Raw genomic sequence first — 12,532 nt, forward strand, 5'->3', positions numbered from 1 at the left:
ACTTTTATAATCAAGCAACTATGATTTTACACCGAACTTGTAAATAATTTCGTTAAGGTAAGTTTCTCCAGGTTTTAAAATGGAATTAGGAAAACTAGACTGATTAGGAGCGTCTGGATAATTTTGCGGCTCAAAACATATAGAAGGAAAGTCATAATACTCAGCATTATCAGCAAAAGAAAACTCAGGAAATTTAGGGTTTGTATAGACTACCATTGCTGGTTGATTGGTAAACACCTGCATTTTTATACCACTTTCTTCAGAAAATAATGTTGCCACTCTTAATTTATCCTCTCTTAATATAAACGCATCATCTAAACCCTTAAAGTCTTTTCTTCCAATCTTACTTTTTTCATTAAAATCGAACCTTGTGTTTTTAGAGCCTATCTTTTTACCTGATGGCACTAAATGTTTATCTACTTCTAAATAAGCATCACTTAAAATCTCTAAATCATGTTTTAATATCGAACCTCTACCGTTAAGGTTAAAATATGGATGAGTAGTTAAATTTACCGGAGTAGCTTTATCTGTTTCAGCTTTGTATGTTATTTTAAGAGAATTGGATTTAAGCAGCTCAAAGGTAGCCTTTACCTTAAGGTTTCCAGGATAACCCTCTTCTCCATCTTTGCTTAAATAAGAAAATGTAACAGATTTGTTTTCTTTATAATCTTCGATATTCCATATTTTCTTATCAAAACCTTCTTTTCCTCCATGAAGATGTACTCCATTTTCATTTTGAAGATTGTATTTATTTTCATCTATACTAAAGCTACCACTAGAAATCCTACCTGCATACCTACCAATGGTTGCTCCAAGATATATAGCTTTACTTTGGTATTCTTTTTTTAAATAATCTTCTGGAGAGCTTAAACCAACAACAACATTCACCAAATCACCTTCTTTATCAGGCACTCTTAAACTTGTAATTATACAACCGAAATTGATGATATCTACCTCAACTCCATTACTGTTTTTAAGAGTAATTAGTTTTAAATTTCTATTCATTGTTAGTTTTAAGTTGGTAAACCAAATTTAACAATCTATTGCTCTATAGGAAACATTATTCTAATTTATTTTTAATGAATTGTAAAGCTCTCATTTCATTGTAATAAACTCCATTTTTAGCATACATTCCAACATGACCTCCATATTTTGGAGTTTCTAAAAACAGATTTTTATTTGTTTTAGCAACATCAAAAGGAAAACATTCTTTAGAAAGAAAAGAATCATTTAACGAATTAATGATTAACGTAGGCCTGTTTATACTTTGCAAAAATTGTAAGCTGCTACTTTTGGCGTAATAATCTAAAGCATCTATAAATCCATTAGCTTTTGATGTATACACATCGTCAAAGTCTTTTAGCGTCTTAATGGATTTTATTTCAGATTTTGATATTTCCTCTGGGAAAAGTTTATGTTTCACCTTAAGCTTACCCATTAAATGTTTTTTAAACCTATCATGATACAGAACATTTTTAAACATATGTAATTGCAACATAGAACCATACAAAAAACAAGGTACTGATACTGCAATTCCTGCTTTTACTTGATTTGGAATATCATTACCCTCTCCAAGATATTTTAGCACTACATTTCCACCTAAACTAAATCCTTTAAGATAGATTTCATCATAACTTTTAGAAGCTAAAATATTATCGATTATCTCTTTTAAATCGTTAGTTTCTCCCGAATGATATGAATGATATTTTAGATTTTCTTCGCCACTACAACCTCTAAAGTTGACACAAACCGCATCCACATCATTTTGGTTAAATATTTTTGCAGCACCCAGCATATATGGTCGTTGCGCATCTCCTTCTAAACCATGAAGTACTATGATAAGTTTAGATGTTGGTTTTGAAGCATAACTCCAATCTAAATCAACAAAATCACCATCACTTAAAGTAATACGCTCTCTAGTTTGAGATACATTTTTTACTTTTCTATACAACCCAGAATATACAGTTGAAAAAAAGCCATTTTTAAACAAAAAAGAAGGGTTGTAATTTGAACTAACTAATGGCATTTATCTCAAAGTGATATTTAGAATATTTTTAGAAGTTTTCTTAACTCTAAATCTATTATCCATTCTTTTACCAACCAGCCAAACAATAGCATCTGAAGCGTCACATAACAACCAAACATTTTCTTTTTCTACTAAAGACATTTTCTCGTCTTTGAAATATTTACTTAGCTTTTTCTTCCCTTTCATACCGAAAGGAAAAAAGTAATCGCCTTCTTGCCATTTTCTTAGCGTTAATGGGAACTCAATGTTATCACTATCAATAAAAACAGAAAACTGAGAGTTATTATCAATTTCATCTACTCGACTAAAAGACAACATTTTATTTTCTATTTCTAACTGCTCTTCTATGTTATTAATCAGTATTTTATCTTTCGACTCTTCTGACAAGTCAACTAACAACAACAATTCTCTATCCTTTAATAAACGATGTGTAGTTGAAAACACTTGTTTACCAGATTGCGCATCAAGTAAGCTATACACGTCATCCCATTCAGTAAAATTATATGCTTTTAACAACTGATATAAATAAGCTTTTGTATTACTTAATTTTTTAAGCTCTTTAATATTAAAGCTAATACAGTTTTCATCAACGCTATCAACTACAATGTCTAATACCTCATCTAATCTATCATCTACAATACTCTGAGATTCTTTTAGATATGTAATTGTTTTTGTAAAATTTTGAAGCAGCTGAGGATTAATACCTTTTAAAACAGGTACAACTTCATGACGAATTTTATTACGCAAATATTTTACCGAAGCATTACTTGCGTCTTCACGCCAACCTAAACACTCCTTAACAGCATAACGCTCTATATCAGCTCTTGAGAAAGGTAAAAGTGGCCTAACTATATTCCCGTTAATCTCAGGAATTCCCACCAAGCCTTCTAATCCAGTTCCTCTTGACAGGTTTATTAAAAATGTTTCAAGATTATCATCGGCATGATGAGCAGTTAAAATATAATCAAACTCTAATTGTTGTGATAAATCATTAAACCAATTATAGCGTAGTTCCCTTGCAGCCATTTGAGTTGACAAGCTATTTTCTTGAGCATAATTTAAAGTATCAAAAGCTTGAAAAAAACCTTCCACATTAAGCTTTTGAGCTAAAGCAAAAACATACTTTTCATCGTTATCACTTTCATCTCCTCTTAATTTAAAGTTACAATGCGCCATTGCAAAATCGAGTCCTAAAAACTTACATAAATAAGCTAGCACTATACTGTCAACACCTCCTGAAACAGCAAGTAAGACTTTTGCCTTTTTTAAAAAAGGAAGATTACTATTTATATGGTTTTTAAACTCACTAAACATTTTATAAAACTACAACTAATTCTCCAACACTTCACGCATTGCTTTAGCTTTCACCAAACATTCTTCGTATTCTTTTAAAGGATCACTTTTAGCAGTAATTGCTCCTCCAACCGAATAAGACACATACTTTTTACTTTCATTAAACAAAATACTTCGTATGACTACATTAAAATCGAAATCGCCATTTGGTGTGAAATATCCAACTGAACCTGAATACAGCCCTCTTTTGGTTTCTTCCAATGCTTCAATAATTTTCATCGCTGAAATTTTTGGAGCTCCTGTCATACTTCCCATAGGAAATGTTGATTTTAAAATCTCAACAGGATTTATATCTTCATCAACCTTTGACTCTACTGTAGAAATCATTTGATGCACTTGATCAAACGTATAAATTTCACACAACTCCTTTACAACCACACTTCCTTTCAAGGCTGTTTTAGACAAATCATTTCTCACCAAATCCACAATCATAATATTCTCGCTACGCTCTTTTTGATCATTTCTTAAAGCCTCTTTTAAAGCTTCATCCTCTTCAATGTTTTCTGAACGCTTAGCAGTTCCCTTAATAGGTTGAGAAATTATAGTATTTCCAGCTTTTTTTATATAACGTTCTGGTGATGCAGATAATAAATACTTATCACTCAGTTTAAAGAATGTTGCAAATGGAGGTTTAGATATTGCATTAAGCTTATTATATGTTTCTATTGGATTTATAACTGTATTTTCAGCATAAAACTCTTGACAAAAATTAGCTTCATAAATATCACCACGATGAATATGTACTAACATTTCGTTTATTTTATTAAAATACTCATCCTTATGAATACGCAAATGAATTTTAACATCATTAGGCTCATGTACTCCATTAACATGTTGTGATTTAATTTGAGATAAGTCATCATCAAATTCATCATCCACCATACGCATGTAATGCATTGTTAACCTATTTCCTTTTAACAAGAATATTTTTTTTGGTTGAAAAAAATAAATCTCGGGAAATTGTAAACCATCAAAATTTTCAGATTTTAAATGCTCTACATCATTTTTTAAATCATATGACAAATAACCAAAAATCCAATCTTGAGTAAGTGTTTGATATTCTTTTAACTTATCAAAAGCATCTTGATAATCTGATTGAATACTCGTCATAGCATCTACTGCTAAAACAGCATCATACTGAGCATTTAATTGCTGATAGTTATTACTATCTAACCATACCACATCGTCAAACTGTTGACTCCAAAGCAATAATTGCTCCTTAAAATGAGGCGAATCTTTTAATAAAAGGGATTTATGTGTGCGCAATGAATATCAATATAATTGAACGCAAAGTTAATCAGATAAATATAATTTAAAAGTCGAATTACTAAAGAAACCATTACCTTTGCCTCTAAATTTTAGATGTGACTTTTCAAGAACTAAATCTTACAACACCACTTAGAAATGCTATTGCAGATCTTGGCTTTGAAAAACCAACTCCAATACAGGAGCAATCCTTTAATGTTATTGGTTCTGGCAAAGATGTGGTAGGTATTGCACAAACCGGAACAGGTAAAACATTTGCTTATGGCTTACCTATTCTTAAAAATTTACCTTTTTCTAGACAAGAAAACCCTAGAGTACTTGTACTTGTTCCCACAAGAGAACTCGTAGTACAAGTAGTAGATGAGTTTGAAAAAATTGCTAAGTACACTAATGTTAGAATTTTAGGTGTTTATGGAGGCACAAACATAAACACTCAAAAAAGAGCAATTGCTGAAGGCCTTGATATTTTAGTTGCTACTCCTGGACGCTTGTACGATTTAGCTTTGAGTAGAGTTTTACAATTAAAATCTATTCAAAAATTAGTGATTGATGAAGTTGATGTAATGCTAGATTTAGGATTTAGGCATCAACTTTTAAATATTTTTGACATCCTTCCTGAGCGCAGGCAAAACATTATGTTTTCTGCTACTATGACTAAAGATGTTGACGAATTAATCACTGACTTTTTTATCAACCCAACACGTATTTCCATTGCGGTTTCTGGAACACCTCTTGAAAACATAAAGCAACTACGTTATAAAGCACCTAATTTTTACACAAAAGTAAATCTGGTTAATTATTTACTTAGCGATAAAGAGACCTACAACAAGGTCTTAATATTTGTGGCTTATAAACGTATGGCAGATCGTTTATTCGAGCAATTAGAAGAAAGCTTTTATGGCGAATGTTGTGTTATTCACTCCAATAAAACACAAAATTATAGACTTAGAAGTATCAATCAGTTTGAAGCTGGCGAAAACCGTATATTAATTGCTACAGATGTTATGGCAAGAGGTTTGGATATTGACAACATTTCTCATGTCATCAATTTTGACACTCCAGATTATCCTGAAAATTACATGCATAGAATAGGTAGAACTGGTCGTGCAGAAAGAGAAGGGCAAGCATTAGTTTTTACTACTGAAAAAGAAACTGAAGCAATAGAAAACATAGAACAATTAATGCAAATGGAAGTTCCTACAATAGAATTTCCTGAAGAAGTTGAAATTTCTACAGAATTAATTGAAGAAGAGCGTCCACAAATAAAAGAACGTAACAACCCTTTAAAACGTCGTGATGAAGACGCTCCAGGACCAGCGTTTCATGAAAAGAAAGAAAAGAATAAAAAAGTAAACCTTGGAGGTTCATACAGACGAGAGATGGCAAAAAAATACAAGAAACCAAAAACTCGTGGTGATAAAAACTACAATAAAAAGAAAAAACGTAAGTAACTATAAAAGCCCTAATTGCAATACAATTAGGGCTTTTTAGTTTTATATAGAATAGTTAGTTTATTCTGCTTTTTGCATACTCCTTAATATTAAAATTCCTATTCTAGGGATAATAAAAGTAATTGCTCCAAACACTGTTGTTAAGAATGACACTTTTAATCCACTAGCAATAATATTTGAATTCATTTGATCAAAAGCTTCTATTGCATCAAAAGCAGTTATCATTCCAATAATAGAACCTAAAAACCCTAAAACAAGACCTAACAAGCTAGCATCAGAAGCTAGTCGTGTCATTTTCTTAGAAATACTTAAGTTTTTATTCATACTTAAAAATCCTCTTACAAGAAAGAATAACGATAGCAATAAACTAATTAATATTAAAGACATAAAAAGTGGACCACCTTCTATAAAACGATCTACAAAAGGATTCATTGCCAAAATAATTGATAGTAACTTCATAATTATAAATTTATAGTTTTTTAGTGAATAAAACAGATGGATTATCTCCATGTGTAAAAATTAATGTGTTAGCCGTTAAGTCGAACTTTAAGTGCACGCCAATTTTATCGAAAGTAAATTCATCTTTACTAATTGCCAATAACGCTTTTAAATTATCTCCTTCTGGTGCTCCAGTTAGTATTATACCATCTGCTTTAAATATTAAATCATAAGGCAATGTCTCACTTTCATAAACACCTTCATATTGTTTCACTTCAGTTTCAGTTAGTGTAATTTCTGTAAATTTTGGGATATCAAAGGTTAAACCCATAGTTGCTTTAAAAGCATTCATCACAATACCACGTTTATCATAATTTAAAGCATTGGATGTTAAAGCTATTGATGCTTTATTCTGTGGAAAATATGCTAATAGCGATTGAAATCCATCAATACCACCATCATGAACATAAATTTCTTGTTCTTGAAAAACAATTCTAAAAATTCCTTTGCAGTAGCCTAATTCATTATAAGTAGTCATAGCTTTTAAGCTAGATTCATTGATTAATTCATGATTAAACAAACCATCCATAAATATTGTCAATTCTTCAGCAGTTGAAATAATTGCTCCTGCTCCACCAGGCAAACTCATATGCGTTTCCCCTGCTTGCTCCCAATCGTTTCCAGAAAACACAAAAGAAACACATTCATTATTTTTATTATTAATTTTAGAACCATAAAGCGTATTGGTAAGCTTTAGTTTTTTTACTATACGTTTTTCTAAAGATTGCCCATATGTTCTACCATCTAAAGCTTCTATAATGTAACCTAAAAGAAGATAGTTAGTATTACTATATTCATTTTTTTCTCCTGGTTGAAAGTCAACATCAAATAGTAACATACGACTAATCATCTCTTTTTTAGTTGTTGGCTTATAAACCCAATCTCCAAACTGATTGGCATTTGTTAAGTTAAATAAACCACTGCTATGTGTAAGCAAATGGTCGATTGTAATTTTTGATGCATTAGGAATCTGCGGAAAAAATTCTGAAAGATAGGTTCCCAAGCTAATTTTGCCTTCTTCTATCAATTGAAAAATCATTGTAGCTGTAAAGGTTTTTGTTATAGATCCTATTCTAAATTTTGATTGACTGTTTATTTTTTGATTGTTTGATTCGCTTCTATAAGAATCTCCTACAGATTTTTTATGCAGCAATCCATTATTTTGAGAAATTGCTACACTTCCCATAAATTTATTACTCTCGTCAAGCGTTTCAAGGTAACTATCAAACTGGTTATAAGTAGGATTTTGAGCAATTCCCAAAGTACAGCATAACAAGATTAAAGAAAGAAATTGTTTCATATTTTCAATTTTTAAGTTAGAACTTCAGCAAACATAAGTTTCATTTTTACTTAAAAACTAAAAAATGCGACAGACGACATTACCAAGTAAGGATTTAACTAAAACGTCAAAACCAGTGCTAAATTGGTCATTCATCTACAAAACAAAAAAGGCTCATAAAAAAACTGTAATATTGTATTATAAGAGTGTCCTTAATCTATGAAGCAAGTGATTTTACATCTAGGAATAAAATGCATCAAACACTTATTTTTTTGGGCATTAGTATTGTTATTTTACACTTATTTTTTTGGTATAAATAGCACTAACTTCAACTATGTACTCTCGTTTTCTTTGTTTTTAATGCCTATTACTATAGGAACAACTTATGTATTTATCTATAAGTTAATTCCAGAATACTTACTTAAAAAACAGTTTATTCGTTTTGGTATATATAGCGCTTTTACAGTTATCATATCTACATATCTAATTGTAATATCTATTTTTTATGGTTTAATCTACCTTTCAAAACTTGACTATAATACAATGGCTCCTATAAGTAGAAGTCTACTTTTTATAATCATTGCTGTTTACTTAGTAGTAATTATTGTAAGTAGCTTTAAACTCCTTATTCTTCATTTAAAACATGTTGAAACTACAAGACAATTAGAACATAAAATTTTGGAAGCACAGCTAAAACTCAAAGAACAAGAGTTGAATTATTTAAAAATGCAAATCCATCCTCATTTTCTATTCAATACCTTAAATACCATGTATGGTTTTGCTTTAAAAAAGGCCAATGAAACACCAGAAATGATACTAAAACTGTCAAATCTGCTGGATTATTTATTATACAAAGTTGACAAACCTTTAGTGCTTTTAACTGACGAGCTTAACCATATTGAAGATTATATTGAATTAGAAAAAATGCGTTTTAGCGACACCTTAAGCTTATCACTAGAAAAAAATAACATCTCCAATACTATTAATATTGCACCAATGTTATTACTTCCATTTATAGAAAACAGTTTTAAACATGGAACTATAATGGAAGGTAAATTAAACATTGAAATTAAAATTTCCTGCTATGAAAGCAATGTAGATTTCAACATAAAAAATTCTTATTCCAATAACAATAATAGCTCTCAAGGCATAGGACTTAAAAACATAAAAAAACGCTTAGAGCTATTATACAAAGACAAATACACACTTAACATTAACAAAGCTGACTCTTTTTTTGAAGTACATTTAATCCTAAATTCACAATAAAATTTGACTAACAAGAAACACATATCCTGTTTAATTGTTGATGACGAAGCTATTGCTAGAGAAGTTATTGCTACACACCTTTCTAAATTAAACAACATAACCATTGTTGCTTCTTGTAGTAACGCGATTGAAGCCTTTCAATATATAAACACTCATGATATTAATTTAGTTTTTTTAGATATAAATATGCCTGAAATTTCTGGTATATCGTTTGCAAAATCTATAAACAGTAATATTAAGGTTATTTTTACAACTGCTTATAGAGATTATGCTGTTGAAGGATTTGAATTAAGAGCTGTGGATTACTTACTAAAACCAATTAGCTTTGATAGATTACTAAAAGCCATAAATACTTATTTTCATGTTCATCAATCATCAAACGTAACAACTATAGAAAATACGAATAACAACAACTTCATCTTTGTTAGATCGGAAAGAGTAATGGTAAAAATTAGGTTCTCCGATATTATATACATTGAAAGCTACAGCGATTATTTAAAAATTCATTTACGACATAAAACAATAGTTACGAGAGAAACCATTAGTGCTATTGAAGCTAAACTCCCAAAAGATCGATTTGTTAGAATCCATAGATCATACATAACAGCAATTTCCCATATAGAATCCTATACCAATGATTATGTTAATATTTTAAACAAGGCACTAACTATTAGTAGAAGCTATAAAAAAGATGCTTTAAACACCTTAGAACAGTTTAAATAAAAAACCCCTTTCAAGTTAATGAAAAGGGCTTATGCAGATAGTCCAGTATAGTCTTCAGGCCTTCCCTAACAATAACTTATATATACCACAACATAAGTTTAGCCTAGAATTTCAACTTGATTCTCCACAATATCTTTAATAGGTACAATCAATTTACCTGACTTGGTTTTTAACGTTAAAGAGATATCATCTATTGCCTCAATTTCTCCTTCAATATCATTAAATTTTATCTTTTGTCCTAATTCGTATAAACGTCTTGTGTAAAATGTCCTTAATAAATCAGCTACTACTGCTTTAGCTCCTAGACCTATAGCCAATGCAAATGCGGCAAGAAATGCACCAAAAATTAGGTTAAGGTTACTAGTGATTAAATCGGTATTAACACCAGCTTGATTTAAAGCAGTTACTGAAACTAGTATCAATATAATAAAAAACACCAATTGGCTAACAATTTTTGACCCAGATAATTCAAAAGATTTAAAAAATGTTTGAATTGATTTCTTAACTGCATTAGCTATAAACAGTCCAATTACAAAAATTGCAGTAGCACTTAACACCTGTGGCAAGTAGCCAATTAAACTAGCTATACCTTCAGAAATCATGGTAATTCCCATCATTTCTGACACAATTACTAACAACGTTAACAGCAACATCCATTTTACCACAGTTAGTAAAACTTTTGCAACATTTACATTCAATTTTTTACCTTCAACAACTTCAATGTCATTTATTTTTTCACTAAGCTTATCAACTTTTAAAAATTTAAAAGATTTTTTTAGCACTCTTAATAGTAGTTTGATAAAAATCCAACCTACTAACAGCACTAATAATGCTTTTAAAACTGTAACTCCAGTAGTTGAAAAACTATCAATAGCCATATTTTTTATCTCATCTAACTTTTCCATTAGTATAATTTGTTAGGGTAAATTATTTTTTTCGTTCTTTAATTGTTCGCTCTATAACACTGCCAACGTTTAATGAAAATAAACTAGCTAATTCCATTAAAAGCTTAGCCGTAGCTATATCTTTCATGACTTTCCCTTTTAACTCTTCAGGAACTTCCTGTAAAGGTTTGTCTATTTTATTGAATGGATTATCCATGATTTACATCATTATATACATTAACTAGTTTCTCCTTGGCTCTTTTAAGCCTCATTTTAACAGCACTTTCTCCAATATCAAAAATATCTACAAGTTCTTTTATACTTAAGAAGTCTTGATATTTAAGCAATAGAATCATTTTCTCTTCTGGAGAAATTTTTTCTAAAGCTTCCTTCAATTTTTCTACTCTAAGTTGGTTAATTGCATTATCATCTTCTTCAGTATTATAATACTCTTCACCTATATTTTCTGCGTCAACCGCTTTTTTCTCTATTTTTTTAGAATTATTTCTATTAACATAATTCACACAGTGATTATATGTAAATGCATACAACCACGTCGAGAATTTTGATCTCCCTTTAAATGTTGCCAATTTCACAAATAGTTTTAAAAATACATCTTGAGTTAAATCTTCTGCTTCTTGACTACTTTTTGAGAAACCATAACATTTGTTATAAACCACCTTAGAATATCTATCGTACAGAATTTCGAAAAGCAAAGTATCGTTATTAGACACAATCGCTTTTACTAATTCTTCGTCTGATAAATCTTTATAATTAGGATTTACTTTCAATGTTTTGTTAGGGTATTTATGTTTTAGACACCATTCTATCTAAAAGGTCACTAAATAATCAAAAAAAGATTTAAGGAAATATACAAATAAAAAAAGATGCTAACCCATTGCATTAGCATCTTTTAAATTATACATATTACTTTTAATACTACTCCAATGTATATGTGATCTTCACTACTTGTGTTAACCTAAAATATCCAAAAGCATAATTATCTGGATTTGCTGGGTTAGTACAATTACCTCTTAAAGGTGCTGGTAACGTACTAAATGGATCTCCAACACTCCCATACTGTTCTATTAGCAATCGGATATAATTAAAATAGCGTTCTGAAATACCATAAAAAGAAATAGAAACAACATCTCCAGGTTGTAACTCTTCTTGGTTTATATCATCATCTTCTTCTCTTTCGTAAAATACTTTCATTTGATTTCCATTGGTAAACTCATCAGAGACATCTAACAACTCAGGCAATAAATCTTGTGCTTCCTGAAATCTAAAAAGGTAAAAATTCTCTTCATCAATTGGGTCATCAAATAGCACATTAACCTCTAAAGCTTCATCATCAAAACCATCTTCTATAGACTGATTAACCTCAGCTATATCTACTACTGGAACTAAAGTTTCCTGAGCAATATAAACTTCACCGTTATAAATCACTTCCAAAGTGTACGATTGTCCAATAATTGGCAAAAACGCATCAGTTGTATAAGTACCATCATTTTGATCTACAAAAACAAACTCAGTATTATCATCATCATTAGTAACTTTTACTGAAGCTCCAGTTACTTCGTTATTTATCAATTCATCAAAGTAAGGTACTGACTCACTTAATTTAATTGTCTGCTCATTACCTAAAGTGCCTTTTTCCCAATCTAAAGACGCCTCTATAACCAAACGAGGTGCAGCTGCAGGCACATCAACTTCAACAACATCAGTACATGATACTACTGAAATCATTAATCCTAAAAATATTAGTTTTATATACTGTTTCATG

At 30.3% G+C, this 12,532-nt stretch carries 13 protein-coding genes; 3 read left to right on the top strand and 10 right to left on the bottom strand.

Translation table 11 applies throughout. From position 1 onward, the window contains the following. Window positions 1-18: 18 nt before the first annotated feature. Genes ACLII3_RS00325 through ACLII3_RS00340 form a run of 4 tightly spaced genes read right to left on the bottom strand, consistent with a single transcriptional unit; the run spans window position 19 to window position 4,645 of the window. Window positions 19-1,005 carry an aldose epimerase family protein gene (locus ACLII3_RS00325; protein WP_412985558.1) on the bottom strand — a complete coding sequence of 329 codons (987 nt, stop codon included), beginning with the start codon at window positions 1,003-1,005 and terminating at the stop codon, window positions 19-21. Between the two features lie 55 nt (window positions 1,006-1,060). Beyond that, window positions 1,061-2,026, bottom strand: coding sequence for a YheT family hydrolase (locus ACLII3_RS00330; RefSeq protein ID WP_412985559.1), 966 nt, complete (start codon window positions 2,024-2,026; stop codon window positions 1,061-1,063). Further along, a complete protein-coding gene (gene tilS, locus ACLII3_RS00335; RefSeq protein ID WP_412985561.1) occupies window positions 2,027-3,340 on the bottom strand; it encodes a tRNA lysidine(34) synthetase TilS in 1,314 nt (437 codons plus the stop codon). A 15-nt stretch (window positions 3,341-3,355) separates the two neighbouring features. Then, on the bottom strand, window positions 3,356-4,645 hold the full coding sequence (locus ACLII3_RS00340) for an anthranilate synthase component I family protein (RefSeq protein WP_412985563.1): 1,290 nt from the start codon (window positions 4,643-4,645) through the stop codon (window positions 3,356-3,358). 98 nt (window positions 4,646-4,743) lie between these two features. On the opposite strand from ACLII3_RS00340, the gene ACLII3_RS00345 reads away from it, so the two are divergent. Beyond that, window positions 4,744-6,096, top strand: coding sequence for a DEAD/DEAH box helicase (locus ACLII3_RS00345; RefSeq protein ID WP_412985565.1), 1,353 nt, complete (start codon window positions 4,744-4,746; stop codon window positions 6,094-6,096). Between the two features lie 60 nt (window positions 6,097-6,156). Here the strand turns inward: ACLII3_RS00345 and ACLII3_RS00350 are convergent, their stop codons facing one another. Further along, the gene (locus ACLII3_RS00350) at window positions 6,157-6,555 is read right to left on the bottom strand and encodes a MotA/TolQ/ExbB proton channel family protein (RefSeq protein WP_412985567.1); all 399 of its coding nucleotides are present in this window, start codon (window positions 6,553-6,555) and stop codon (window positions 6,157-6,159) included. A gap of 10 nt (window positions 6,556-6,565) precedes the next feature. Beyond that, on the bottom strand, window positions 6,566-7,894 hold the full coding sequence (locus ACLII3_RS00355) for a serine hydrolase domain-containing protein (RefSeq protein ID WP_412985568.1): 1,329 nt from the start codon (window positions 7,892-7,894) through the stop codon (window positions 6,566-6,568). 198 nt (window positions 7,895-8,092) lie between these two features. On the opposite strand from ACLII3_RS00355, the gene ACLII3_RS00360 reads away from it, so the two are divergent. Further along, window positions 8,093-9,139 carry a sensor histidine kinase gene (locus ACLII3_RS00360; protein WP_412985570.1) on the top strand — a complete coding sequence of 349 codons (1,047 nt, stop codon included), beginning with the start codon at window positions 8,093-8,095 and terminating at the stop codon, window positions 9,137-9,139. Window positions 9,140-9,142: 3 nt separating this feature from the next. Further along, window positions 9,143-9,862, top strand: coding sequence for a LytR/AlgR family response regulator transcription factor (locus tag ACLII3_RS00365; RefSeq protein WP_412985572.1), 720 nt, complete (start codon window positions 9,143-9,145; stop codon window positions 9,860-9,862). Window positions 9,863-9,960: 98 nt separating this feature from the next. Here ACLII3_RS00365 and ACLII3_RS00370 read toward each other — a convergent pair whose 3' ends face one another. From ACLII3_RS00370 to ACLII3_RS00385, 4 genes are all read right to left on the bottom strand, one after another. Beyond that, a complete protein-coding gene (locus ACLII3_RS00370) occupies window positions 9,961-10,767 on the bottom strand; it encodes a mechanosensitive ion channel family protein (RefSeq protein WP_412985573.1) in 807 nt (268 codons plus the stop codon). Window positions 10,768-10,789: 22 nt separating this feature from the next. Then, window positions 10,790-10,963 (bottom strand): hypothetical protein, encoded by a 174-nt coding sequence (locus ACLII3_RS00375; RefSeq protein WP_412985575.1) that lies wholly within the window; start codon window positions 10,961-10,963, stop codon window positions 10,790-10,792. Next, window positions 10,956-11,537: an RNA polymerase sigma factor gene (locus ACLII3_RS00380; RefSeq protein WP_412985576.1), complete on the bottom strand. Its 582-nt coding sequence runs from the start codon at window positions 11,535-11,537 to the stop codon at window positions 10,956-10,958. Before ACLII3_RS00380 ends, ACLII3_RS00375 begins: the two co-directional genes overlap by 8 nt. A gap of 148 nt (window positions 11,538-11,685) precedes the next feature. Then, a complete protein-coding gene (locus ACLII3_RS00385) occupies window positions 11,686-12,531 on the bottom strand; it encodes a DUF4249 domain-containing protein (RefSeq protein WP_412985578.1) in 846 nt (281 codons plus the stop codon). Between the last annotated feature and the right edge of the window lies 1 nt (window position 12,532).

Source organism: Pontimicrobium sp. IMCC45349 (assembly GCF_047219225.1).
In the GTDB taxonomy this organism is placed as follows: domain Bacteria; phylum Bacteroidota; class Bacteroidia; order Flavobacteriales; family Flavobacteriaceae; genus IMCC45349.